This window comes from Variovorax sp. 160MFSha2.1, assembly GCF_048305075.1.
In the GTDB taxonomy this organism is placed as follows: Bacteria; Pseudomonadota; Gammaproteobacteria; order Burkholderiales; family Burkholderiaceae_C; genus Variovorax; species Variovorax guangxiensis.
The window spans coordinates 3,588,117-3,613,008 of sequence record NZ_CP157624.1 but is presented as its reverse complement, the minus strand read 5'-3'; the positions used below and the strand labels follow the sequence as shown (position 1 = coordinate 3,613,008).

The following is a 24,892-nucleotide window of genomic DNA, read 5'->3' as shown; positions in this document are numbered from 1 at the left end:
GAAAATCCGGCGCCATGTCTTCCGCTCCCGCATCCACCAACGAATCCTGGCCCTGGCCGCCGGCCATCCGCGCCAGCGCGGCCTGGCACGTGGCAGCCATCGGCGCGGGCGTGCTGGTGCCGGGCGCCTTGCCGTGGGCCGTGGGCGCGATCGTGCTGAACCACGCGCTGATCACCGGCGCCGGCCTCACGCCGCGCAGCAGCCTGCTGGGCCCGAACGTCACCCGGCTGCCAGAGGCGGCCGCGGCGCGGCGCGAAGTCGCCATCACCATCGACGACGGCCCCGAGCCCGAGGTCACGCCACGCGTGCTCGACCTGCTCGATGCGCACGGCCAGCGCGCCACCTTCTTCTGCATCGCCGAGCGCGTGCTGGCGCAGCCGGCGCTGGCGCGCGAGATCGTCGCGCGTGGCCACAGCATCCAGAACCACACGGCGCGGCACCGGCACAACTTCTCGTTTCTCGGGCCGCGCGGGTTCGCGGCCGAAATCGCGCGGGCGCAGGACATCCTCGCCGAGGTCACCGGCCAGCGCCCGACCTGTTTCCGCGCGCCGGCCGGCCTGCGCAACCCGTTCCTGGAACCCGTGCTGCACCGCCTCGGCCTCTCGCTCGTGAGCTGGACGCGGCGCGGCTTCGACACCCGCGAGGGCGACGCCGCCAAGGTGATGGCGCGCCTGAGCCGCAACCTGCAGGCGCGCGACATCCTGTTGCTGCATGACGGCAACGCCGCGCGCACCGCTGCGGGACAACCTGTTTTGCTGGAGGTATTGCCCTTGTTGCTCGAACGCCTGCGCGCCGATGGACTGCGCTCCGTGACCCTGCCGGAAGGGCTGAAACCATGAACGCCACGATGTCGCCTTCGCTTTCGACCGAGGTCGCGTGGCGCGAACTGCACGAGGCCGCCACCATTCCGTACAAGAAGGGTGGCAACTTCGCCTGGCACTTCGCGCGCGGCAAGCTGGGACGCGACCCGGTGTTCCGCGGGCTCCTCGAACGCCGGCTCTTCGGCGCGCAGCACCAGCGCGTGGTCGACATCGGCTGCGGCCAGGGCCTTTTCGCGAGCCTGCTGGCCTCGATGAGCGCGATGCAGAAGCAGGGCCGCTGGCCCTCGTCGTGGGACGCCACGCCGCACGGCGCAGACTACACCGGCATCGAGCTCATGCCCAAGGACGTGGCGCGCGCCGAGGCCTCCATCGGCCACTTGGAGCCCACGCCCCGGCTGGTCTGCGCCGACATGTGCAAGGCCGATCTGCCCGAGTGCGACCTCGTCGTGATCCTCGACGTGCTGCACTACGTCAACCTCGAAGCGCAGGAGGGCGTGCTGCTGCGCGTGCGCGACGCACTGCGCCGTGGCGGCAACCCGCACGCGCGGCTGCTGCTGCGCGTGGGCGATGCGTCCAGCCGGCGCGGCTTCGCCATCAGCCAGTGGGTGGACCGTACGGTCACGCGCATCCGCGGCCACAAGGTCTCGCCGACCTGGGGCCGTCCGCTGGCCGAGTGGACGGCTGTGCTGGACCGCCTGGGCTTCCGCGTGCAGAGCATTCCGATGAGCGAAGGCACTCCCTTCGCCAACGTGCTACTGGTGGCCGACCTGGAGCCGGCCGCTTGACCGCGCCACAGACGCTCGACCGCGCGGGCATCGCCCTGCGCATTCCGCACAGCGGCAGCATGTGCCTGCTGGAGCGGCTCGAAGGCTGGGACACCGACTCCATCCGCTGTACCACCACCACCCACGCGCAGGCAGACAACCCTCTGCGCACCGAAAGCGGGCTGCTGGCGCCGAACGCCATCGAATACGCCGCACAGGCCATGGCCCTGCATGGCGGCCTGCTGGCAGAGGAGGGCAGCGCGCCGTCGGCCGGCTTTCTCGCGAGCGCGCGCAACGTGAAGCTGGCGGTGGCGCGGCTGGACGACGTGGCCGGCGCCCTGCAAGTCGGGGCCCGGCGCCTGTCGGGCGACGACCGGCAGATCCTCTATGAATTCACGGTTGCGGCCGAGGACGGCCGCATGCTGGCCGAAGGCCGCGCCGTGGTGGTCCTGAACACGCCGCTCGCCGCGGCAGCACAAGAAAGCACGCCGTCTCCATGAGCCTCGAAGGAAAACGCGCACTGATCACGGGCGCCAGCGGCGCGCTCGGCGCCGCCATGGCCGAGCGCCTGGCGCGCGACGGCGCCACGGTGCTGCTGCACGCCAATTCGCGGCCCGAGGCGGTCGAGCAACTGGCGGCATCGATCGCGGCCGCGGGCGGCAAGGCCGAATGCCACGTCTTCGACCTGTGCAGCGACGAGGCTTCGGCAGCCGCCTGCGCGCGCATCCTCGAAGGCGGGCCGGTGCAGATCCTCGTCAACAACGCGGGCGTGCACGACGACGCCGTGCTGCCCGGCATGCGCGCCGACCAGTGGCACAAGGTGATCGACGTGTCGCTCAACGGCTTCTTCCGCGTCACGCAGCCGCTGCTGCTGCCGATGATGCGCACGCGCTGGGGGCGAATCCTGAACATCTCGTCGGTGGCGGCCATCGCAGGCAACAGGGGGCAGGTCAACTACGCCGCGGCCAAGGGCGCGCTGAACAGCGCGACCAAGGCGCTGTCGCTCGAAGTGGCCTCGCGCGGCGTGACGGTGAACGCCATCGCGCCGGGGATCATCTCGTCGCCGATGGCCGATGCGGTGTTCGACCCCGCCGTCATCAACCAGATGGTGCCGGTGAAGCGCGCCGGGACGCCGCAGGAAGTGGCGGCGCTGGCCTCGTTCCTCGCGAGCGAGGATGCGGGCTACATCACGGGGCAGGTGATCTCGATCAACGGCGGGATGATCTAAGGGACCCTGCTCCGGAACACGGCGGCGGCTACTGCGGCGTGATGTCTCCGGTCGCCTTCCACCTGGCGATCCGCGTCATGTGGTACTGCAGGTAGAAGATGGCGAAGAAGAAGGTCATGGCTGCGGAGAGCCTGAGTCCGATCGGCTCGACATTGTTGTAGTGCTCGATCATCGAGCGCCTCATCGAGTAGCACCCGCAATAGAAGAGCACGTACGACAGGATCTGCAGCAGCAGGTCACGCCCTTGGTTGCCCGAGGAGTCGGAGGCGCTGTCCATCAGGCCCCCGATGACCGCCAGGATCATGTAGCCGATCAGGTACAGGGTCGCATTGGATCGAGGATCGATCTTGCGCACCCAGGTCGACTGGATGAACGGCCAGACGAGGGCAAAGATGCCGAAGCTCAGCACCGTGAACAACAGGACCAGCGCCCAATGCAGCCTGGGCGGCAGGTCCTGTCGCGGGACCACGGTCTGCTTTCCGTAGGAGGACGGCGGCGCGGCGTAGCCCGGCACCGCGGGCACCTGCTGCGGCGGCAAGGGAGGTGGCGAGACGGCGGCAGGCGCACCGGGCTGCGTCGCCCGTTCGCCGAACATCTGCAGGGCCGTCTGCCATTCGGCCATGCCCTCGCGCCAGACCATGTCCGTGGCGGCGATGTTGCCCCGGGCATAGAGCGCCCTGGCCTCGCTCTCTTCGTAGGGGCCGAAGGCCTGGCCGTTCCGGTTGACGTGGATGTGCAAGGCGAATCTCCCTCTTTCTGTTCTTATGGGATGCAAGGTCTGTCCGAGCGCGCGCAGCCTCGACCGACCGGGCGAAGGCTCAAAGGGGCAGCGTGTCGAAGGCCGCGTAGGCCGTGGCCAGCCACGACTTCACCCGCTGGCGCTCCAGCAGGCCCAGCGCATGCGGGCCGTCGCGGTCGTTCACGGCCTTCCAGAAGCTGGTGTTCTGCGCGTCGATCTTGCGCATGCTCGCGTCGTGCAGGCGCGGCAGGGCGATCACGCGGGCGCCGTTCGCGGTGGCCTTCGACAGCGACTGCGAGCCCAGCAGCATGCCGAAGTCGCTGCCGCGTCCGTAGTTCTGCACCACGATGTAGTTGGGGCGGTTGCCGAAGGTGTCGATCAGCGTGCCGAGCAGGTCGGTCGAGTCCTTGCCGTCGTCCAGCACGTGCCAGAAGTTGACGGTGACGCCGATCTCGGCGAACACGTCGAAGAGGTCCGATTCCTTGATCCAGCGCGCCAGCGGCGCCAGCGTCTGCGCCGCGAGATCGACGATCACGCTCTGCTGCGGGTTGGTCTCGAAGCCGTTGACGACCGTGTCCAGGCCCTCGAAGCTGTCGACCACCACCGGCGAGGCGAAGCCTTCGTAGAAGCGGGTGAACGAGCTGTGCGAGCGGTCGGTGTCGAAGCCGGTGAAGGGCCGGCTGTGGTCGATGAAGTACTGGGCCAGCACCCGCGCGGTGACCGACTTGCCTACACCGCCTTTTTCGCCGCCGATGAAGTTGATGGAGCTCATGAGTTGCTGCTGCCTCGCATGGGTTGAGGAAGAGAGGGGGAGGGCCGGGCCATTCTAGGGGGCTGTCTTTTTCGATCTGCCACCTTTTGCAACGGCCTCAAGCAAGGGGTGCGCCTGCAGACGCTGCGCCAGCCGCTTCTTCCAGGCGGCCGGAAGCGCGGAAGCCTCGATCATCGCGGGCCATGCGTCGCGCGCCAGCCGTGTCGTGTCGGCGATCGTGCGCCGGACCAGTGGCTCGTGCATTCCGCTGGAAAAGCAGAATGCGCGCACGCTCGAAGGCGTGAACATGGCAGATCGCCTGGCGGCTGCGCCCGCAGCAGGAGGCAGCAGCGGCAGCGCATGCCCTTCGACGCCCTGTATCGCCGCGTAGGCGACGATGTCGTAGGCCGGCGCGAAGCTCGGGGCGACGGCGTCTGCGTACAGCACGCCGAAGTTCTTCAGATGCGCGTCGGGGTTGCCCAGCAGGTCGTTCACCACAAGGCGCCGCACGAGTTCGAGCACCGCTTCGTCGCCCAGAGACGCAAAGGCGCGCATCGCCAGTGCCATGTCGAGATAGCTCGCGCCGTACTTGTGCATCGGGTCGATGGCGAGCACCTGCGCGAAGTCTTCGAAATGGATGCGGCGGGCGCCGTCGCGGTCGAACCGCGTGACCGCCAGGAACTCGGGCTCGTCGGGCAGCGCGTAGCTGTGTTCGGCCGAGATGGCCGAAAGAGGGGCGAGTTCGGCATGGCAGACCTCGACGCCCGCAGCGCCGGCCATCTGCAGCGACAGCATTTCGAGCTGCGGCATGTGCGGCCTGCCCGCCACCGGCAGCTTGGCGATGACACGGGTGCTCGCGCCGGCCCGCGTGCGGGCGACGTAGCGGCCGCCCTGGCGGCGCAGGCCCAGCTTGGGCTGCACGCCCGACACCGAAATGCCTTGCGGCATCGGCAACTCGACCACGGACATCTCCAGCGCGTCCTGGTCCTGTGTGACGAGCCGCTGCAGCGTGCTTCGGTCCACGGACACCGGCCTCGCGCTGACGGCGCCGGGTAGGTCGCCGCCGCAGGCTGCCAGCAGTTCGAAATGATCGCTTTCAAGGCAGCCGCGCAGCTGCGCGATGTGGCTGCGCAGCACGCCCTCGGGCAGCAGGTTCTGGAAGAAGCTGGGCAGTTGTCCGCCCTGGGCATTGAACAGCGGATTCTTGACGTCGCTCCACAGGGCTGACTGGGCGGCAGGATCGCTCGCGAGCATCGAAAGCGAAAGGATCTCGGCAGGCGGATCGACCACGATCTCGGGTTCCGCGACGAACCGGCAAAGATCGGCGTACTGGAACAGCTTTCCGAACCGGCGCGCACCGAGCGAGATCTCAAGGATCTTGACGTTCATGGCCGCCGCCCCCGGGGCCTGGCTTTCGCCGAGGCCGATTCAGGCGGTACCTTGGCCACTGCGTGGCCGATGCGGGTGGCCACGGGGCGATAACCGGGATCAGCCGCGACCGCCTGGCCAAAGCCCCTGGGCGCAAGTTGGAGTTCTAGACCCAATGCATCGACCAGCGCGAGCAGGGACGAGAGCTGCGGATTGCCATGCAGGCTCAGCGCATTGCGCACCGAGCGCTCGGTCAGGCCGCTGCGCTGGGCGATTTCGGCGTTCGAGACTCCGGAAGTCTCTCGACGAGCGATGAGTGCGTTGACGAGGTCCTGCTTGTTCATGGAAACATATTACCGTAAATCATATTTTGGGAAATATGTTTCCGGGAATGACCATCATCACGCTACTTGGGCACCAGCGTGAACAGGGGCATGACCACCCCCATCACCCAGTTCTGCCCGAAGTCGAGCGCGGCCCGGCGGTATTTCTCGTCCGCCTGTGCAGCCATGAGGTCGAGGCGCGCCACCACCTTCGACAGTTCGCGGTCGGCCACGAGATTGCGGCCGCGGTCGCTGATCTCGGTGGCCAGCAGCAGTGGCTGGCCGTCGGGGCCGGTCTTGGAGGAGATCAGCCACAGCGAGATCTCGAAGTTGCGCGCGGCCCGGAAGCTGTTTTCGGCGTTGACGCCGTCGAGCATGGTCTGGTCCCAGGTGTCGCCGTTGGCCTGCTTGAGCATGGTGGCCCAGCCGTAGACCAGCGCCGCGACGCGGTCGCCCTGGTAGCCCTGCGGCGTGGTGTCGAAGGCCATGCGGATGGCGTCGATGCCGCTGGCGCCCTTGAGTTCGGGCAGCGGCGGGCCCTTGAGCACGGCGTCCCAGGCGCGCTGGGTGGCTTCGTCCATGCTGGCGGCCGACTTGCGCCATTCGCGTGGGTTGCGCTTGTAGAGCGTGCTCTGCACCCGCCGCACCGACTGCAGGTTGTCGCGCAGCGAGAGGTTGGCGATGCGGTTGGCGCCGGACTGCAGCCATTCCTGATTGGTGTAGGGCTCGGCGCGCTCGGTGTCGCGCATCGACGAACAGCCGGCCATGCCGACCAGAGCGGCGAGCAGAACGGCAAGCCGGGTGGCCATGCGTGCCGGGCGGCGGGCCCATCGTGCGGCGAGGGGTGAAACCGGGGAATCGTGCATGCCCTGACGTTATCATCCACGGCTGGGGCGGCGGCCTGCTGCAAGCTGCGGGCCCGTGCAATTTTCCTTACAAATCAATACCTTGGCTCTACAGCCAAGGCAGGCCGACAAGTCGTGCGTCTTAATTCCATCAAGCTATCGGGCTTCAAGTCGTTCGCCGAACCCACCAACTTCATGCTGCCGGGCCAACTGGTGGGCGTCGTCGGGCCCAACGGCTGCGGCAAGTCGAACATCATGGATGCGGTGCGCTGGGTGCTCGGCGAATCGCGCGCCTCGGAGCTTCGCGGCGAGTCGATGCAGGACGTGATCTTCAACGGCACGACGACCCGCAAGCAGGCCAGCCGTTCGAGCGTGGAACTGGTGTTCGACAACGCCGACCACCGCGCCGGCGGCCAGTGGAACCAGTTCGGCGAAATTGCGGTGCGCCGGGTGTTGACCCGCGACGGCACCAGCAGCTACTACATCAACAACCAGCCGGTGCGTCGCCGCGACGTGCAGGACGTGTTCCTGGGCACCGGCCTCGGCCCGCGCGCCTACGCCATCATCGGGCAGGGCACGATCAGCCGGATCATCGAATCCAAGCCCGAGGAGCTGCGCCTCTTCCTCGAGGAGGCCGCCGGCGTCTCCAAGTACAAGGAGCGCCGCCGCGAAACCGAGAACCGCCTGGGCGACACGCGCGAGAACCTCACGCGAGTGGAAGACATTCTTCGCGAACTCAATGCCAACCTCGAGAAGCTCGAGAAGCAGGCCGAGGTGGCCGCCCGCTACAACGCGCTGCAGGGCGATGCCACGAAGAAGCAGCATCAGCTGTGGTTCCTCAAGCGCAGCGAGAGCAACGCCGACCAGGCGAAGATCAAGGCCGATTCCGAGCGCGCGATCAACGACCTCGAATCGCGCACGGCCGACCTGCGCCACATCGAGGCCGAGCTCGAAACCGTGCGCCAGGCCCACTACGGCGCCGGCGACCAGGTCAACCAGGCGCAAGGCAAGCTCTATGAGGCCAGCGCCGAAGTTGGCCGGCTCGAAGGCGAGATCCGTTTCGTGGTCGAGGGCCGCCAGCGCGTCGAGCAGCGCCTCGTCCAGTTGCGCGAGCAGATGGGCCAATGGGGCCGCCGCCGCGAGGAAGCCGAAGCCGAGATCGAGACCCTGGCCGGCGCGGGCGTCGATGCCGAGGAGCAGGCCGTCATGCTGGCCGCACAGCTCGAGGAACACGATGCGCGCATGCCCGAGCTCGAAGAGGCCGTGCAGCGCGCGCAGGACGAAGCCAACGCCCAGCGCACGACCGTGTCGCAGGTGCAGCAGCAGATCCAGGTGCTGGCCGCCGACCAGCGCAACATCGAGGAACAGAGCCGCCAGCTCATGCAGCGCAGCGAACGCCTGCGCGCCGACCAGAACGCACTGGCCGCGCCCGACGAGGCCCGCCTGCTCGACATGCAGGAGCAGTACGCGATGGCGCAGGAGGCGGCGAGCGAATCCGATGCGCGCCTGCAGGAGCTGCTCGAAGCCGTGCCGCAGCTCGACGACGATCGCCGCACGAAGCAACAGGCCGTCAACACCGAGGGCGCCCGCCACGCCGAGTTCTCGGCCCGCCTGGAGGCGCTGCGCGCGCTGCAGGAAAAGGTCAAGACCGACGGCAAGCTGGCCCCCTGGCTCACCAAGCACGGCCTCGACGGCCTGCAGGGCCTGTGGAGCCGCATCCACATCGAGCAGGGCTGGGAGAACGCGCTCGAAGCGGCACTGCGCGAGCGCCTGGGTGCGCTCGAGGTCAGCAGGCTGGAAATGGTCCGCGCCTTCGGCAACGACGCGCCGCCAGCCAAGCTGGCCTTCTACAGCCCGCCGGCCGCCAGCACGCCCGAGGGCTCGGCCGCGCTGCCGCGCCTGTCGAGCCTGCTGCGCCTGAACGATGCAGGCCAGCAGGCCCTGCTGAACGACTGGCTGCACGGCTGCTACACCGCCGCGAGCTTCGAGGAAGCGCTGGCCCAGCGCGGCTCGCTGCAGCCGGGCGAGGTCATCTATGTGCGCAGCGGCCATGCCGTGTCGGCGCACAGCGTCAATTTCTACGCGCCCGATTCCGAGCAGGCAGGCCTGCTGGCCCGCCAGCAGGAAATGGAGAATCTGGAGCGCCAGCTGCGCGCCCAGACACTCATCACCGAGGAAGCGCGTACCGCGCTGGTCCGCGCCGAAGCCGCGTATGCCGATGCCGCCTCGCGCCTCGTCACGGCACGGCGCGAAGCCGCCGAAACCCAGTCGCGCGCGCACGAGCTGCAGGTCGAGACGCTGCGCATGACGCAGCTGGCCGAGCAGACCCGCGCCCGCAGCCAGCAACTGGCTTCCGACATCGGCGAAGTCGATGCGCAACTCGAGGAGCTGCAGGAAAGGCGCATTGCCGCCGAAGGCCGCTTCGAGGAACTCGACATGCAGCTGGCCGACAGCCAGGAACGCCATGCCGAGCTCGACGAACGCGTGATCGAGGCCACCCGCGCGCTGGCCGCCAGCCGCGAGCAGCACCGCAGCCTCGAGCGCCAGGCGCAGGAGGCCACCTTCTCGCAGCGCACACTCGAAGCACGCCGTGCCGAACTCAACCGCTCCATCGAGACCGCCGCGCAGCAGACCGTCGCGCTGACCGACGAGGACGAGCGCGCCCGCGCCGAGCTGAGCCGCCTGTCCGACGCCGCCGCGCAGGCCGGCCTGCAGGACGCGCTGTCGCTCAAGCTCGAACGCGAAGCCGCACTGGGCTCGGCGCGCAGCCAGTACGACGACCTCACGCTCAAGCTGCGCGCCAGCGACGAACGCCGCCTGCAGCTGGAGCGCGAGCTCGATCCGCTGCGCCAGCGCATCACCGAGTTCCAGCTCAAGGAGCAGGCCGCGCGCCTGGGCGTCGAGCAATACCAGCAGCTGCTGGACGACGCCGGTGCCGATCTCGAAGCCGTCGAGCAGTCGATCGAAGCCGACAAGGTGAAGCTCACCGGCCTGCAGAGCGAAATCGACCGCCTCAACCGCGAGGTGGTCGCGCTCGGCGCGGTGAACCTGGCGGCGCTGGACGAACTGGCCATTGCCAGCGAGCGCAAGACCTTCCTCGACGCCCAGTCTGCCGACCTGAACGAAGCCATCGGCACGCTGGAAGACGCCATCCGCAAGATCGACGCCGAGACGCGCGACCTGCTGGGCGGCACCTTCAAGATCGTCAACGAGCACTTCAGCCGCATGTTCCCCGAGCTCTTCGGCGGCGGCAACGCCAAGCTCATGATGACCGGCGACGAGATCCTCGATTCCGGCGTGCAGGTGATGGCGCAGCCCCCGGGCAAGAAGAACCAGACCATTCACCTGCTGTCGGGCGGCGAGAAGGCGCTCACGGCCATTGCGCTCGTGTTCGCTATCTTCCAGCTGAACCCGGCGCCTTTCTGCCTGCTCGACGAAGTGGACGCGCCGCTGGACGACGCCAACACCGAGCGCTATGCCAAACTCGTCTCCGCCATGAGCCGCGAAACCCAGTTCCTCTTCATCAGCCACAACAAGATCGCCATGGAAATGGCCGAACAGCTGATCGGCGTGACGATGCAGGAGCAGGGCGTGTCGCGCATCGTGGCTGTCGACATGGAGTCGGCGGTCTCGATGGTCGAAGCCGCATAAGCCGGGCGGCAACGATCCATGAGCAATCTCACACTCGCCCTGGCAATCTTCGGCGGCCTCGTTCTCGCGGCCGTTGTCGGCTACGAGGCCATGATGTCGCGCCGCAACGCGCCCCGCCAACCCGATGCAGTCGACGTTGCGCTCGACGAGGCCGAGCGCGCGCTGGCCGCTGGCGATGACGGCGTGGAGCCGGTGCTGCACGCCGATCCGAACAAGGTGCAGGGCTCTGACCGGCATGAGCCGCTGTTCGACCCCGATCTTCCTGCGCCCAGCGGCGTGCCAGCGCCCGCGGCCGAGCGCCGCGGCGGGCTCGATCCGCTGATCGACGTGATCGCGCCGATCTCGCTCGATGGCCTGGCCTCGGGCGACGCCGCCATCGCCGCCATGCCGCCCACGCGCCGCGCGGGCAGCAAGCCGGTGGCCATCGAGGGCCTGAACGAACACACCGGCCAGTGGGAGCCGCCCGTGCCCGGCCAGCGCTACAGCGCCTTCCAGGTCGGCGTGCAGCTGGCCAACCGCACCGGGGCGCTCAACGAGATCGAGTACTCCGAGTTCGTGGTCAAGGCCCAGGCCTTTGCCGATGCCGTCAACGGCGCGCCCGAGTTTCCCGAGATGCTCGACGAGGTGGCGCGCGCCCGCGAGCTCGACCAGTTCGCCAGCGCGCACGATGCGCAGCTGGGCTTCGTGCTGCGCGCGCTGCATGCGGCCTGGAGCCCGGGCTACGTGCAGCAGAACGCCGCGCGCCTCGGTTTCGTGGCCGGCATCATCCCGGGCCGCATGGTGCTGCCGACCAGCGAGGCGGGCCTGCCGCCGATCCTCGGGCTGGCCTTCGACACCCAGGCCGCGCTGGCCGACGATCCGGCCCAGTCGGCCATCCGCGAACTCAGCCTGAGCCTGGACGTGCCGCAGGTCGACCGTGCCGAGGAACCCTTCCGCCGCATGCGCGAAGCCGCCGCCACGCTGGCGCGCGAGATGGACGGCGTGGTCACCGACAGCGACGGCCAGCTGCTGCGCGACGAGACCATGGACGTGATCGGCGCCGACCTCGAACAGCTCTACGACACGCTCGACGGGCGCGACCTTGCGGCGGGCTCTCCGCTGGCGCGGCGGCTCTTCAGCTAATCCGATTCCTCCCCGGGAGACACCATGACGACGCGCGACGAAGCGGCACGCGAAGCCGCCGCACTGAGCGAACAGCTCCACAGGCACGCCCATCTCTACTACGTGCTCGACGCGCCCGAGCTGCCGGACGCGGAGTACGACAAGCTCTTCCAGCGCCTGCAGGCCATCGAAGCCGAGTTTCCCGATCTGCGCACGCCCGATTCGCCGACCCAGCGCGTGGGCGGCAAGGTGCTCGACGGCTTCGTCAAGGTGCGCCACAAGGTGCCGATGCTGTCGATCCGCACCGAAACCGACATCACGCCCGGCGGCGCCAGCGCCTTCGATGCGCGCGTGCGCCGCGAGCTTGGCCTGGCCGAGGACGGCCCGCAGGTGAGCTACGTCTGCGAGCTGAAGTTCGACGGGCTGGCCATGAACCTGCGCTACGAGAACGGCGTGCTGGTGCAGGCCGCGACGCGCGGCGACGGCGAGGTGGGCGAGGAGGTCACGCAGAACATCCGCACGGTGCGCGAGATTCCCTTGCGCCTCAACGGCAAGGCGCCGCCGGTGGTCGAGGTGCGCGGCGAGGTCTACATGAAGCGCGCGGATTTCGACGCGCTGAACGAACGCCAGCGCCAGAAGATCGCCGAGGGGCAGAAGAACGAGAAGGTGTTCGTCAATCCGCGCAATGCGGCGGCCGGTGCGGTGCGCCAGCTCGATCCGGCGATCGCGGCGGCGCGGCCCCTGAGCTTCTTTGCGTATGGGTTGGGCGAGGTCACGCCGGTGGCCGAGGGCGGGCCCGACTGGCCGACGCAATTCGACTGGCTGCAGCAGTTCCATGAATGGGGCTTCCCCGTGGCTACGCAGACTGCTCGGGCTACCGGTGCTATCGAACTCATAGCGTTTCACGAGAACATCGGACGCCAGCGCGACGCCTTGCCCTATGACATCGACGGCGTGGTCTACAAGGTGGACAGCATCGAGCTGCAGCGGCAGCTGGGCTTCGTCTCTCGCGAGCCGCGCTGGGCCGTGGCCCACAAGTACCCGGCGCAGGAGCAACTGACCGAGGTGGTCGGCATCGAGATCCAGGTCGGGCGCACCGGCAAGCTCACGCCGGTGGCCAAGCTGGCGCCGGTGTTCGTCGGCGGCGTGACCGTGACCAACGCGACGCTGCACAACGAGGACGAGGCCCGCCGCAAGGACGTGCGCGTGGGCGACACGGTGATCGTGCGCCGCGCGGGGGACGTGATTCCCGAGGTGGTCGGCGTGGCACCGGACAGCCTGGCCAAGCCGCAAGAGCAGCGCGGCGCCGTCTTCACGATGCCGCACAAGTGCCCCGTGTGCGGCTCGGAAGCCGTGCGCGAGGAGGGCGAGGTCGATTACCGCTGCACCGGCGGCCTGTTCTGCGCGGCGCAGCGCAAGGAGGCCGTCCTGCACTTTGCGGCGCGCCGCGCAGTGGACGTCGACGGGCTGGGCGACAAGCTGGTCGAACAGCTCGTGGATTCGAACCTGATCCGCACCTTGCCCGACCTCTACAAGCTGGGTTTCACCACGCTGGCGGGACTGGATCGAATGGCGGAGAAGTCGGCGAAGAACCTCGTCGATGCCCTCGAAGCCTCGAAGAAGACCACGCTGCCGCGCTTCCTGTTCGGGCTGGGCATCCGGCACGTGGGCGAGTCGACCGCGAAGGACCTGGCCAAGCATTTCGGCAAGCTGGATTCGATCATGGACGCGACCGAAGAACAGCTGCTCGAGGTGAACGACGTCGGCCCGGTGGTCGCGCAGAGCCTGCGCACCTTCTTCGACCAGCCGCACAACCGCGAGGTGGTCGAGCAACTGCGCGCCTGCGGACTGGCCTGGGAAGAGGGCGAGCCGGCCGCCAGGGCGCCGAAGCCGCTGGCGGGACTGACCTTCGTCATCACCGGCACCCTTCCTACGCTGAGCCGCGACGAAGCGAAGGATAAATTGGAGGCGGCCGGCGCCAAGGTGTCCGGCTCGGTCAGCAAGAAGACCCACTACCTGGTGGCCGGCGAAGAGGCCGGGAGCAAGCTCGAGAAGGCGCGCGAAGCCGGCGTGGAGATCATCGACGAGGCGCGTATGCTGGAGATCCTCGCCAATGGCGTTTTGGCGGCCTGAACGGGGTGCAGTCGGCAAAGGCGGCCAGTCCTCTTTACCGGCCGTTACGCGACTTCATCGGAGCGCAGTCAACAGGGTCTAAAACCTGGCGTTGAAAGCTAATTGAAGGCCACAAGGAGAGTCCCTCATGAAAAAAATTCGAGTTCTCGGTGCTCTTGCTGCAGTCGGCGGCGTCGTGCTGCTGTCGGGCTGCGTGGGCGTGCCCGCCGATCCCTACTACGGCGGGGGCTATTCGTCGGGGCCTTACTACAGCGAGCCCGCGCCTGTGGTGGTGCCGGCACCGGTCTACATCAACGGCGGGGCCTACTACGAGCGGCGTCCGCGCTACTACGACAGGCCTTACTACGACCGTCCGGGCTATCCGGCACGCCCGCCGGTCTGGGGTGGCGGTGGCCGGCCGGTAGCTCCGCCGGTGGTGGTGCCGCCCCGGCCGCCGATCGCTGGTGGCGGTCCGGGTTCGATCCCCACACCACCGCGCGGCAACGCGCGACTGTGGACTTCTCCCGACTCCAAGACTCAGACCCCTCCCTGATTCCCCGTCGGGAGTGGAGAACCGGAGCCATCGCGATAATCCCGCCATGGCCATCCGCGAAATCCTGAAAATGGGCGACCCCCGGCTGCTGCGCATCGCGCAGCCGGTCGCCGCCTTCGATACCGACGAGCTGCACATGCTGGTGCGCGACATGTTCGAGACCATGCATGCTGTCAATGGCGCCGGCCTTGCCGCGCCGCAGATCGGCGTCGACCAGCAGCTAGTGATCTTCGGCACCGACGTCGTGAATCCGCGCTATCCCGATGCGCCACCGGTGCCGCGCACCGTGCTGCTGAACCCCATCATCACGCCGCTGAACGACGATGAAGAGGAGGGCTGGGAAGGGTGCCTGTCGGTGCCGGGCCTGCGCGGCGTGGTGCCGCGCTTCGCCAACATCCGCTACTCCGGGTTCGACCCGTATGGCGATCCGATCGAGCGGGTCGCCACCGGTTTTCATGCGCGCGTGGTGCAGCATGAAGTCGACCATCTCCTGGGCAAGCTCTACCCGATGCGGGTGCGCGATTTCTCGCGCTTCGGCTACACCGAGGTGCTGTTCCCGGGCCTCGATGCTGCCGACGACGATTGAGCCGGGTCGGCTCAGTTGTACTTGCTGCTCAGTGCGAAGCGGCCGCCACCCATGAAAGCGAGGCCGAGGGCCGCGGCCAGGAACATGCCCTGCAGTTCGAGCGCCCAGCCGCCTTGCTTGCCGAGTGCGCCCAGTTCCTTCGTATGGACCAGCGCGATCGCCACCACCATGTTGATGGCCACGATCCAGGCCGCAGGCCGCGTGTAGAGGCCGACGATCAGCAGCACCGGCGCCACCACTTCCCCGACGTAGACCAGGTAGGCCAATGCGCCCGGCAGCCCGTGCTGGGCCAGCATGCCGGAGATGAAGCCGACGCCGCCTTGGAGCTTGGCGATGCCATGCAGCAGGATCAGCACGCCAAGCGAAACGCGCAGGATGAACTTGCCGGTGTCGTCGGATTTGACCATTGTGTGGATTCCCATTGAGTGGTTGTTGAAGGGCCGTATGGTAGTGAACCCTGGGCCTGTCGATCCAGCCTTGTGCGGCGCATATGCATCCAACCCGGAGTTCTTTGGCAGAGTCCGGCGTCGGCCCGTACACTGCCTTTTGCTTACCGTTGTTGAGGAGAACACCAATGATGAACAAACGATTCCGCCCGGCACTGCTCGCAGGCGCCTGCATCGCCGCCATGGCCTTCGCTGCTCCGGCCTTTGCCGGCAAGACGCTCGACGCGGTCAAGCAGCGCGGCACCGTCAAGTGCGGCGTGACCAACGGCGTTGCCGGTTTCTCGGCGCCCGACACGCAGGGCAACTGGTCGGGGCTGGATGTCGACACCTGCCGCGCCATCGCGGCGGCAGTGCTCGGCGACGGCAAGAAGGTCGACTTCGTGCCGCTCAACTCTCAGCAGCGCTTCTCGGCCCTGCAGGCCGGCGAGATCGACATCCTCGCGCGCAACACCACCTGGACGCTCACGCGCGACGCCTCGCTCGGCTTCAACTTCACCACCATCACCTACTACGACGGCCAGGGCTTCCTGGTGCCGAAGAAGCTCAAGGTGACGAGCGCCAGGCAGCTGAAGAACGCCACCATCTGCACCCAGTCGGGCACCACCAACGAGAAGAACGTGTCGGACTACTTCCGCGCGCTGGGCATTCCGGTCAAGACCGTGGTGTTCGAGAGCTTCGAGGCCTCGTTCAAGGCCTTCTTCTCGGGCCGCTGCCAGGCCTTCACGACGGACGCCTCGGCGCTGGCCGGCCTGCGCAACAAGGAAGCGACCAACCCCGACGACTACATCATCCTGCCCGAGCTGATCTCCAAGGAGCCGCTGGCGCCGCTGGTGCGCCGCGGCGACGACGAGTGGTTCGCCATCGCCAAGTGGGTGCCGAACGCGCTCATCGAGGCGGAGGAGTTCGGCATCACCCAGGCCAACGCCGACGAGCTCAAGGCCAGCAGCAAGGACCCGGCACAGCAGCGCCTGCTGGGCAGCGGTGAAGACCTCGGCAAGCTGCTGGGCCTGGACAAGGACTGGTCCTTCCGCGCCATCAAGGCCGTGGGCAACTACGGCGAGATCTTCGAGCGCAACGTCGGGCCCAAGTCGGTGCTGAAGCTGCCGCGCGGCTCCAACAACCTGTGGAGCAAGGGCGGCCTGATCTACGCACCCCCCGTTCGATGAACGACCGGGCCTCGCGCCGCGGGGTCTGGCTGGCCTGGGCCGTCCAGGCCCTGCTGGTGCTGGCCGTGGTGGCCGGTGCCGTCTGGGTGGTGCACCACGCGCTCGAAGTGCTGCGTGCCCGCGGCGTGCGATCGGGCTTCGACTTCCTGACCGAGCCCACTGGCTTTTCCATCAGCGAAGGCTGGCTCGACTTCGATGCCAGCCAGCCATTCTGGCGCGCCTTCCTCGCGGGGCTGATCAACACGGTGCGCGCGGCGGTGCCGGCGGCCATCTTCTCGGTGGTGCTGGGCACGCTGATCGGCATCGGCCGGCTGGCCCCGCATGTGCTGCTGCGCGGCATCTGTACCGCGTATGTCGAGCTGGTGCGAAACGTGCCGCTCTTGGTGCAGCTGCTGATGCTGGCTTTCGCGATGGCAAACCTGCTGCCCGATCCGACGGAGCCGGTACGGCTGCTCCCGGGCGTATGGCTGAGCAAGGGCGGCCTCAGCGTGCCGTGGCCGATGATGGGCGAGGGCGGCCTGCATTTCGAGCTTCCAGAGCGCGGTGATTTCGGCGTGAGCGGTGGCGCGGCGCTGAGCCCGGAATACGTGACCATCGTGGCCGGCCTGAGCCTCTATTCGGCCGCCTTCGTGGCCGAGATCGTGCGCGCGGGCATCCTGTCGGTGCCCCAGGGGCAGGTGCTGGCGGGGCAGGCGCTGGGGCTGTCGCCGGTGCAGCAGCTGCGCATCGTCGTGCTGCCGCAGGCCCTGCGGGTGATCGTGCCTTCGCTCACCAACCAGATCCTGAGCCTCACCAAGAACTCGTCGCTGGCGGTGGCGGTGGGCTATCCGGAACTTGTATCGGTGGCCAACACCACCATCGGCACGAACGGCCGGGCCTTCGAGTGCATCGCGATCATCATGGCGGTCTACCTGCTGCTGTCGCTGGTGATCTCCTTGGGCATGAACCGCTACAACGCGCGCGTCGCATTGCGGGGCTGGCGATGAGGAATGCCGCGCGGGAGCCCATCGCATGGCGCAGCGAACTCTGGGGTTCGCCGCTGCGCGCGGTTGCGACGCTGCTGCTGGTGGCGCTCTTCGCCTGGATCGGCTTGCACGCCGTCGAATGGGGCATCGTGCACGCGGTGTTCCGGCCCGATGCCGAAGCTTGCCGCGCCGTGCAGCATGGCGCCTGCTGGGGCGTGGTGGCCGAGAAGTGGCGGCCGATGCTGTTCGGGCGTTTTCCGTACGAGGAACAGTGGCGTCCCGCCGTCGCGGTGATCGTGCTGTCGGCCGTGACGATGCTCAGCGCCTGGCCGCGCAGCTGGCGCTGGTGGCTGGTGCCGCTGTGGGTCGTCGCGCTGCTGCTCTTCGTGCTGCTGATGCGCGGCGGCGTACTGGGCCTGAGCCATGTGCCCACCGGACGCTGGGGCGGCCTGCCGCTGACCATCGGGCTCGCCGTGGTGGGGCTGGCGCTGGCCTTTCCACTCGCGCTGCTGCTGGCACTGGGGCGGCGCTCCGGCTGGCCGGTGGTGCGCACGCTGAGCGCGAGCTACATCGAGCTGGTGCGCGGCGTGCCGCTGATCTCGGTGCTGTTCATGGCCTCGTTCCTGCTGCCGCTGCTGTGGCCGGCCGGATGGCAGCCCGACGTGCTGGTGCGTGTGCTCGCGGGCCTGGCGCTCTTCGTGGCCGCGTACCTTGCGGAGATCATCCGGGGCGGCCTGCAGGCGGTGCCGCGCGGGCAGACCGAAGTGGCGATGGCGCTGGGCTTCGGCCGCTGGCCGGTGCAGCGCGACATCGTGCTGCCGCAGGCGCTGCGGCTCGTCGTGCCCGCGCTGACCAACAACGTGGTCGGCACGCTGAAGGACACTTCGCTGGTCACCGTGGTCGGGCTCTTCGAGCTCACGGGTGCGCTGGGGCTGGCGCTGGGCGGCGACCCGACCTGGCGGCCGTTTTACCTCGAGGGCTATCTCTTCATCGCGGCGGTCTACTGGTTGCTGTGTTTCGGGCTCTCGCGCTACAGCGTGTGGCTCGAAAAGCGGCTGTCGGCCGCGCCCTGACCGGTGGCGCCGCCGGCTCCTGTACACTCGTGGCTTCATGTCGAGCCAACGTTTCCCCTTCGCATCCTTCGCAGCCCCCATGGGCCGCATGATGCTGCCTGCCTCCGCGCAGGCGATGGTCGTTGCCCGAATGATTACCACCATTACCACCGCGGCCACCTGAGCACGCGCAGGTGGCCGTTCCGGCAGCCACCTGGTGTATCGCTCTCTCCCCGAACGAATGAACCCAGCTCTGGCAGCTGGGTTTTGTTTTTTCGTCAGGAGTTGTCCATGTACCGCGATCCCGTTGAATCCCTAGAGCCCTTGCACCACCGCCATGCGGCCATTCGTACCCTGCGCGTGGGGATGATCGGCATCGGCACCGTGGGCTCGGGCACCTTCCGCGTGCTGGCGCGCAACCGGGCCGAGATCGCCGCGCGTGCGGGTCGGTCCATCGAGCTGGTGATGGTCGCCGCGCGCAACCTGGAGCGCGCCGCCGGCATCGTGGGAGACAGCGTCGCATTGACGGCCGACGCGATGCAGGTCGCAACGCATCCCGACGTCGACGTGGTGGTCGAAGTGGCCGGCGGCACCGGCCCGGCGCGCGACTGGGTGCTGGCCGCCATCGCGCACGGCAAGCACGTGGTCACGGCCAACAAGGCGCTGCTGGCCGTGCACGGCGCCGAAATCTTCGCCGCCGCGCGCGAGAAGGGCGTGATCGTGGCCTACGAAGGCGCCGTGGCCGTCAGCATCCCCATCATCAAGGCGCTGCGCGAAGGCCTTGCCGCCAACCGCATCGAATGGGTGGCCGGCATCATCAACGGCACCACCAACTTCATCCTGAGCAAGATGCGCGACGAGGGCCTGGACTTCGCCGCCGCGCTCGCGCAGGCCCAGGCGCTGGGCTATGCCGAGGCCGACCCCAGCTTCGACATCGAGGGCATCGACGCGGCCCACAAGCTGACCCTGCTGGCGGCCAACGCCTTCGGCATGCCGCTTCGCTTTGCCGACGCGCAGGTCGAGGGCATCACCGCGCTGCAGGGCGTGGATGTGGCCTGCGCCGAGCAGCTGGGCTACCGCATCAAGCTGCTCGGCGTCGCGCGCCGGCAGGCGGCCGGCGTCGAGTTGCGCGTGCAGCCGGTGCTCGTGCCGGCCACGCACCTGATGGCGCAGGTGAATGGCTCGATGAACGCCGTCATGGTGAAGAGCGACGCAGCCGGCCTCACGATGTATTACGGCGCGGGCGCCGGCTCGGAGCAGACGGCTTCCGCCGTGATCGCCGACCTGGTCGACGTGGCGCGTCTCGATGGCGTCCATGCCGCTCAGCACGTGCCGCACCTTGGCGTCCATGCGCATGCGACCAACGCGCTGGCCGTGCTGCCGCGCGCAGCCGTCCACACATCGCACTACCTGCGCGTGCCGGTGCATGCGGTCAATCAGATCCAGGCCGTCGCGGCCAGTCTCGCGGAGCAGAAAGTGCCGGTGCGCCAGGTCGCGCTGGCGGCCGAGCGGCCCGGCACGGGGTCTCAGGTGCTGGTGCTGACCGGCCCGGTGGAGCAGGGCACGCTCGACCTGGCCGTGCATGCGCTGCAGGCGCGCGCCGAGGTGGCGGGCGCGGTCACGACCCTGCGCGTGGAGTCGCTGGAAGGCTGAGCGGGCTCAGCTCGGCATAGCCGGTGAGCGGATCGAGCGTTCGCGCGAATCGCCAGTCGGGCAGCACGGCGACGAGGATCTCGGCCGTGGTCCGCACGACGCACCCCGGCGCCGCATGCCCGCCGGAGACACGGCCCTCGGCATCCGACACGCTGATGTGCAGATGCGATCCGTCCGGCGACAGGCTGCCCGCCAGCGTGAGGATTTCCAGGTCGCCCTCGATGCGGGCCGGCGTCGGCGCACCCGCGAACCGGATGCTCGCGCCGCTCAGGCTGCCGATGCCCGAGACGACGAAGGCCGCATCGCTCCCGCTTCGGCCCAGCGCCGAATCGAGCGAAGCGCGCAGGTCGTCGCCCGGGCTCAGCCGCAGCACCAGCGTTCGCATGCGGCTTCAGTTTCCGGAGAGCGCGCCGTCCACGACCTGCTGCGCCTCCTCGAGGATGCGCGCGAGATGCTCCTCGCCCTTGAAGCTCTCGCCATAGATCTTGTAGATGTTCTCCGTGCCCGAGGGCCGCGCGGCGAACCAGCCGTTGGCGGTCACGACCTTCACGCCGCCGATGGCCGCGCCGTTGCCCGGCGCATGGCTCAGCACCTCGACGATCCTGTCGCCTGCCAGCTCGGTGGAGCGAATCTGCTGCGGCGACAGGCTCGACAGCCGCTTCTTCTGCTCGACCGTGGCCGGCGCGTCCACCCGGTTCGACACCGGCTTGCCCAGTGCCTGCGTCAGCTCGGCATAGCGCTCGCCGGGGTCGCGTCCGGTGCGCGCGGCGATCTCGGCCGACAGCAGGGCTGGCACCATGCCGTCCTTGTCGGTGGTCCACACCGAGCCGTCCCTGCGCAGGAAGGTCGCGCCGGCGCTTTCCTCGCCGCCGAAGGCCAGTGAGGCATCGACCAGCCCGTCGACGAACCACTTGAAGCCCACCGGCACTTCGTGCAGCCTTCGCCCGAGCCGGGTGGCGACGCGGTCGATCATCTGGCTGCTCACCACCGTCTTGCCGATGGCCGCCTGCGCGGGCCAGTTCGGGCGGTGCGTGTAGAGGTAGTCGATCATCACCGCGAGGTAGCTGTTGGGCTGCATCAGCCCGGTGCTGCCGGCGACGACGCCGTGACGGTCGTGGTCGGTGTCGCAGGCGAAGGCGATGCCGAAGCGGTCCTTCAGCTCGATCAGCTTGTGCATCGCGTCGGGCGACGACGGGTCCATGCGGATGCGGCCGTCCCAGTCGAGCGACATGAAGCGGAAGGTCGGGTCGACCTCGCGGCTGAGCACGTTCAGGCGCTTGAGCTTGTAGCGCTCGGCGATGGCGGGCCAGTAGCGCACGCCGGCGCCGCCCAGCGGATCGACGCCCAGGTCGATGTTCACGTCGCGTATCGCTTCCATGTCGAGCACCTGCGCCAGGTCTTCGACGTAGCTGTTCAGGTAGTCGTGGCGGTGCGTGGTCGATGCGCGCAGCGCCTGCGCGAGCGGCATGCGCTTCACGCCTTCCAGGCCGTTCGCCAGCATCCTGTTGGCCGCGGCCTCCACGGCCGAGGTGATGTCGGTGCCGGCCGGGCCGCCGTTGGGCGGGTTGTACTTGAAGCCGCCGCTCTCGGGCGGGTTGTGCGAGGGAGTGATGACGATGCCGTCGGCCAGCCCCGAGGTGCGGCCGCGGTTGTAGACCAGGATCGCGTGCGACACGGCAGGGGTCGGCGTGTACTCGTCGTCCTTCGAGATCATCAGCTCCACGCCGTTGGCCGCCAGTACCTCGACCGCGCTGCCGAAGGCCGGAGTGGAGAGCGCATGCGTGTCGATGCCGAGGAAGAGCGGCCCGTCGATGCCTTTCTGCCTGCGGTAATCGCAGATGGCCTGGCTGATCGCGAGCACGTGCCACTCGTTGAAGGCATCGTCGAAGGAAGAGCCCCGGTGCCCCGAAGTGCCGAAGGCCACGCGCTGCGAAGGCACCGCCGGATCGGGCCGGCCGGTGTAGTAGGCCGAGACGAGTCGCGGCACGTCGACCAGCAGTTCGATGGGGGCGGGCTTGCCCGCGAGAGGGTTGCTTGCTTGGCTCATGTGGACGGGAAGTCGAAGTTGATGAGATCCGAGATGCGCTCGACGGTGATGTCGGCGGGTGCGTAGGCCGCGTTGGCCCCGGCGTCGAGCGCATAGTGCCCTTGCCGCACGAAGACGGTTGTAAGACGCGGTCCCCAGATGGCTTTCATGGCCGAGAGGATGCGCAGCTTGTCGTCGATCATCACGTAGTGCCGCGCGGGGTGGTGCTGCTCGACGGCGTCGAGCATCTCCTCCTTGTGCACGTAGATCAGCACGCGGCCCTCGGTGGCCTCCCACAGGCCCGAGCGCTGCACCTTGCGCGGCTGCAGGACCACGTCGCCGTCCGAGAGGATCACGGTGGGGCCGTGGCGGCGCAGGTGCTTCAGCGTTTCGAGCGCGCCGGGGTAGAGCCTGTCGGCGAAGGGGTAGTCGACCACGAACCCGGACATCCGCAGCAGCTGCGGGTCGCTCATGCCGCTGCGGCCCGCGCCGGCGCGAAAGAGCTGCAGCGCGCCGAGGTAGTCGACGTAGCCGAGTTCGTCGCGCAGCTTCTCGAAGCCCGTCCAGTAGCGGTTGGCGACCTCGGCGCCGAAAGCCTCGTCGAGGCGGGCATGGAGATCGGCGATGAAGCGGTCGTTGTCGAGCAGGGTGTTGTCGACGTCGATCAGGAAGACCGTGGCAGGGGTTTGTGTCATGGGTTCGTGCCCGAGGGCCTTGACTGCAATGGGCTGCGCGCGTTGCTTTCAGCATACCCCTCGAATGCGACGCCGGGCCGCGCCCCCGTGATTTAGTTGATGCATCGAGGCCCGCTGGCTTAACCTGTGCCACAGGGCCGCCCCCGGAGTTGAATAAGCTTCCGCACAGCATGAAGAACGACGAAGGAGCAAGAAAGATGCGCATCCACGCGAACGGTCGACACCTGCCCGGCATGGCTGCCCTGGGCCTCTGCCTCGCCCTGGCCGCCTGCCAGGCGCCCCCCGCCGACCGGCCCCTGACTTCGGAAGTGCCCGAACCCCCGAGCTTCGTCACGCCGCCCGAGACCTGCCAGGCGGCCTCCGTGCGCTTCGGACTGGGGCTGCGCATCACCCAGCAGCTGCTGGAGGAAATGCGCCAGCGCGCCGGCGCCCGCATGGCGCGCAGCGTGCTCGCGACCGAGCCGGCCGACCCGGCGCAGGACATGATGCGGCTCAACGTGCAGGTCGAGCCCACCGGCCGGGTGGTCGGCGCGTACTGCGGCTAGCGGACTTCGCCGGACCACGCCACCGTGATGTATACGAAGGTGTTGTGGTGCAAACACGTACCGGTAACAAATCTTCGCTGCAAAGGGTGGATCAGTCCCAATTGGGAGAACAATAGCCCGCGACTTCCGGAGCTCCAGTCTTTTGTCGAACCAGCAACCCACAGTCTCGTTGCCGTCGTATTACGACGGATCGGCCCGCCTCCCGCCGGATGAGGTGCTGCGCCCGCTGATGGCGGACTGGGCCCGGGCCGGCAAGCGGCTGGCCGCGGTCTGCTACATCGATGTCGACCGCTTCGCCGAGCTGAATTCGCGCCTGGGCATGGTCGCGGGCAATGCGGCCCTGGAGGAAGTGGCCCGCCGTATCAAGGCCGAGCTGCCGCGCGAGAGCGTGATGGCGCGCGTGGGCGGCGACGAGTTCGCGGCCCTGTTCGCCGGCCTCGGCACCTCGCAGTGCGCGCAGGTGCTGGAGCGCATCCAGGCATCGCTCGCCGAGCCCTGGGACTGGCGCGGCCAGTCGGCCAGCATCGACGCGAGCATCGGCGCCATGCTGCTCGACAGCAACGGCCCGCCCCCCGAGACGGCGCTGCGCCAGGCGCAGCACGCGGCCTTCTTCGCCAAGCGCGCGGCCGACGGCAAGGTGCACTACTTCGACGCCCCGCAGGCACGCGCCGACGAGCAGGTGGTGCGCGAGCGCCAGCGCATCCAGGAAGGGCTGCTGCAGGGCGAGTTCTTCCTTGTCTACCAGCCCAAGGTCGACATGCTGCGCGGCGTGGTGGTCGGCGTCGAGGCGCTGATCCGCTGGCAGCACCCCGAACGCGGCCTGATGCCGCCCTCGCAGTTCGTTCCGCTGATCGAAGACGACGCGCTGGTCGAGCAGGTCGGCGACTGGGCCATCGCCACCGCGCTGTGGCAGGCGCACCAGTGGCGCCTCGCGGGCCTGCAGATCTCGGTGAGCGTGAACGTGGCGCCGCGCCACATGATGCGCTGGGACTTCGTCGAGCGCCTCGCACGGCACCTCGCGCAGTTTCCGAAGCAGGGCGAGGGCATGCTCGAACTCGAGATCCTCGAGACCACGGCCATCAGCCAGTTCGCGAACGTCGCCTTGTTCGTCGAAGCTTGCAAGCTGCTCGGCGTGGGCGTCACCATCGACGACTTCGGCACCGGGTACTCGTCGCTGACCTACCTGCGCCAGCTGCCGGTGTCGACGGTGAAGATCGACCAGTCCTTCGTGCGCGGCATGCTCGACAACAGCCAGGACCGGGCCATCGTGCAGGGCATCATCGCGCTGCTTCACGCGCTGGGCCTCACGGCCGTGGCCGAGGGCGTCGAGACGGTGAAGCAGGGCGAGGCGCTGCTGGCCATGGGCTGCACGCTGGGACAGGGCTTCGGCATCAGCAAGCCGATGGCGGCCAAGGACGTGGCGCCGTGGGTGACCCAATACGAGCGCGCCCCGCTGTGGGGCCGCGACGGGTGGCCCACCCTGGGCCTCCCCGGTTAGGGCC

General features: G+C 68.5%; 24 protein-coding genes. 15 read left to right on the top strand and 9 right to left on the bottom strand.

The window, feature by feature from the left end:
• Positions 1-14: 14 nt before the first annotated feature.
• The 4 genes from ABL838_RS16295 to fabG are packed head-to-tail and all read left to right on the top strand — an operon-like array spanning position 15 to position 2,813.
• Positions 15-839 (top strand): polysaccharide deacetylase family protein, encoded by an 825-nt coding sequence (locus tag ABL838_RS16295; protein WP_206169447.1) that lies wholly within the window; start codon positions 15-17, stop codon positions 837-839.
• Positions 836-1,606: a class I SAM-dependent methyltransferase gene (locus tag ABL838_RS16290; RefSeq protein WP_369662205.1), complete on the top strand. Its 771-nt coding sequence runs from the start codon at positions 836-838 to the stop codon at positions 1,604-1,606. Before ABL838_RS16295 ends, ABL838_RS16290 begins: the two co-directional genes overlap by 4 nt.
• Positions 1,603-2,085, top strand: a complete 483-nt coding sequence (locus ABL838_RS16285; protein WP_418121172.1) for a hydroxymyristoyl-ACP dehydratase — start codon at positions 1,603-1,605, stop codon at positions 2,083-2,085. Before ABL838_RS16290 ends, ABL838_RS16285 begins: the two co-directional genes overlap by 4 nt.
• Complete coding sequence (gene fabG / locus ABL838_RS16280) at positions 2,082-2,813, top strand: 3-oxoacyl-ACP reductase FabG (protein ID WP_184637652.1); 732 nt, start codon at positions 2,082-2,084, stop codon at positions 2,811-2,813. The genes ABL838_RS16285 and fabG overlap by 4 nt, the downstream gene beginning before the upstream one ends.
• A 28-nt stretch (positions 2,814-2,841) precedes the next feature.
• Here fabG and ABL838_RS16275 read toward each other — a convergent pair whose 3' ends face one another.
• The 5 genes from ABL838_RS16275 to ABL838_RS16255 form a co-directional block, all read right to left on the bottom strand.
• A complete protein-coding gene (locus ABL838_RS16275; protein ID WP_369662208.1) occupies positions 2,842-3,552 on the bottom strand; it encodes a DUF4339 domain-containing protein in 711 nt (236 codons plus the stop codon).
• Positions 3,553-3,631: 79 nt separating this feature from the next.
• On the bottom strand, positions 3,632-4,324 hold the full coding sequence (locus tag ABL838_RS16270) for a mobilization protein (protein WP_126020235.1): 693 nt from the start codon (positions 4,322-4,324) through the stop codon (positions 3,632-3,634).
• Positions 4,325-4,378: 54 nt separating this feature from the next.
• Positions 4,379-5,692 carry a type II toxin-antitoxin system HipA family toxin gene (locus ABL838_RS16265; RefSeq protein WP_184637656.1) on the bottom strand — a complete coding sequence of 438 codons (1,314 nt, stop codon included), beginning with the start codon at positions 5,690-5,692 and terminating at the stop codon, positions 4,379-4,381.
• Entirely contained in the window at positions 5,689-6,015 is a 327-nt protein-coding gene (locus ABL838_RS16260) for a helix-turn-helix domain-containing protein (protein ID WP_418121171.1), read from the bottom strand. The genes ABL838_RS16265 and ABL838_RS16260 overlap by 4 nt, the downstream gene beginning before the upstream one ends.
• A gap of 62 nt (positions 6,016-6,077) precedes the next feature.
• A complete protein-coding gene (locus ABL838_RS16255) occupies positions 6,078-6,803 on the bottom strand; it encodes a hypothetical protein (RefSeq protein ID WP_369662209.1) in 726 nt (241 codons plus the stop codon).
• A 171-nt stretch (positions 6,804-6,974) separates the two neighbouring features.
• On the opposite strand from ABL838_RS16255, the gene smc reads away from it, so the two are divergent.
• From smc to def, 5 genes are all read left to right on the top strand, one after another.
• On the top strand, positions 6,975-10,490 hold the full coding sequence (gene smc, locus ABL838_RS16250) for a chromosome segregation protein SMC (protein WP_418121170.1): 3,516 nt from the start codon (positions 6,975-6,977) through the stop codon (positions 10,488-10,490).
• Between the two features lie 18 nt (positions 10,491-10,508).
• A complete protein-coding gene (locus ABL838_RS16245) occupies positions 10,509-11,612 on the top strand; it encodes a cell division protein ZipA C-terminal FtsZ-binding domain-containing protein (protein WP_126020229.1) in 1,104 nt (367 codons plus the stop codon).
• Between the two features lie 24 nt (positions 11,613-11,636).
• A complete protein-coding gene (gene ligA, locus ABL838_RS16240; RefSeq protein ID WP_418121169.1) occupies positions 11,637-13,724 on the top strand; it encodes an NAD-dependent DNA ligase LigA in 2,088 nt (695 codons plus the stop codon).
• Positions 13,725-13,851: 127 nt separating this feature from the next.
• The gene (locus ABL838_RS16235; protein ID WP_184637664.1) at positions 13,852-14,256 is read left to right on the top strand and encodes a hypothetical protein; all 405 of its coding nucleotides are present in this window, start codon (positions 13,852-13,854) and stop codon (positions 14,254-14,256) included.
• A gap of 46 nt (positions 14,257-14,302) precedes the next feature.
• Positions 14,303-14,842, top strand: a complete 540-nt coding sequence (gene def / locus ABL838_RS16230) for a peptide deformylase (protein ID WP_369662212.1) — start codon at positions 14,303-14,305, stop codon at positions 14,840-14,842.
• A gap of 11 nt (positions 14,843-14,853) precedes the next feature.
• On the opposite strand, the gene ABL838_RS16225 is transcribed toward def, so the two are convergent.
• Positions 14,854-15,249 carry a DoxX family protein gene (locus ABL838_RS16225; protein WP_126020222.1) on the bottom strand — a complete coding sequence of 132 codons (396 nt, stop codon included), beginning with the start codon at positions 15,247-15,249 and terminating at the stop codon, positions 14,854-14,856.
• A 170-nt stretch (positions 15,250-15,419) separates the two neighbouring features.
• On the opposite strand from ABL838_RS16225, the gene ABL838_RS16220 reads away from it, so the two are divergent.
• The 4 genes from ABL838_RS16220 (at position 15,420) to ABL838_RS16205 (ending at position 20,124) form a co-directional block, all read left to right on the top strand.
• On the top strand, positions 15,420-16,454 hold the full coding sequence (locus tag ABL838_RS16220) for an amino acid ABC transporter substrate-binding protein (RefSeq protein WP_418125872.1): 1,035 nt from the start codon (positions 15,420-15,422) through the stop codon (positions 16,452-16,454).
• On the top strand, positions 16,451-17,440 hold the full coding sequence (locus ABL838_RS16215; protein ID WP_418121168.1) for an amino acid ABC transporter permease: 990 nt from the start codon (positions 16,451-16,453) through the stop codon (positions 17,438-17,440). Before ABL838_RS16220 ends, ABL838_RS16215 begins: the two co-directional genes overlap by 4 nt.
• The gene (locus tag ABL838_RS16210) at positions 17,437-18,492 is read left to right on the top strand and encodes an amino acid ABC transporter permease (RefSeq protein ID WP_418121167.1); all 1,056 of its coding nucleotides are present in this window, start codon (positions 17,437-17,439) and stop codon (positions 18,490-18,492) included. Before ABL838_RS16215 ends, ABL838_RS16210 begins: the two co-directional genes overlap by 4 nt.
• A 270-nt stretch (positions 18,493-18,762) precedes the next feature.
• Positions 18,763-20,124, top strand: a complete 1,362-nt coding sequence (locus ABL838_RS16205; protein WP_418121166.1) for a homoserine dehydrogenase — start codon at positions 18,763-18,765, stop codon at positions 20,122-20,124.
• Here ABL838_RS16205 and ABL838_RS16200 read toward each other — a convergent pair.
• From ABL838_RS16200 to ABL838_RS16190, 3 genes are read right to left on the bottom strand one after another with little or no spacing between them, the layout of a single operon-like run.
• Complete coding sequence (locus ABL838_RS16200) at positions 20,090-20,509, bottom strand: PPC domain-containing DNA-binding protein (RefSeq protein ID WP_418121165.1); 420 nt, start codon at positions 20,507-20,509, stop codon at positions 20,090-20,092. The genes ABL838_RS16205 and ABL838_RS16200 overlap by 35 nt on opposite strands.
• 6 nt (positions 20,510-20,515) lie before the next feature.
• The gene (pgm, locus tag ABL838_RS16195) at positions 20,516-22,171 is read right to left on the bottom strand and encodes a phosphoglucomutase (alpha-D-glucose-1,6-bisphosphate-dependent) (protein ID WP_418121164.1); all 1,656 of its coding nucleotides are present in this window, start codon (positions 22,169-22,171) and stop codon (positions 20,516-20,518) included.
• Positions 22,168-22,845: an HAD family hydrolase gene (locus tag ABL838_RS16190; RefSeq protein WP_418121163.1), complete on the bottom strand. Its 678-nt coding sequence runs from the start codon at positions 22,843-22,845 to the stop codon at positions 22,168-22,170. Before ABL838_RS16190 ends, pgm begins: the two co-directional genes overlap by 4 nt.
• Before the next feature lie 197 nt (positions 22,846-23,042).
• Between ABL838_RS16190 and ABL838_RS16185 the strand changes: the two genes are divergently transcribed.
• Both ABL838_RS16185 and ABL838_RS16180 read left to right on the top strand, forming a co-directional pair.
• Positions 23,043-23,390: a hypothetical protein gene (locus ABL838_RS16185; protein ID WP_126020453.1), complete on the top strand. Its 348-nt coding sequence runs from the start codon at positions 23,043-23,045 to the stop codon at positions 23,388-23,390.
• A gap of 142 nt (positions 23,391-23,532) precedes the next feature.
• On the top strand, positions 23,533-24,888 hold the full coding sequence (locus ABL838_RS16180; RefSeq protein ID WP_418121162.1) for a putative bifunctional diguanylate cyclase/phosphodiesterase: 1,356 nt from the start codon (positions 23,533-23,535) through the stop codon (positions 24,886-24,888).
• Positions 24,889-24,892 lie beyond the last annotated feature (4 nt).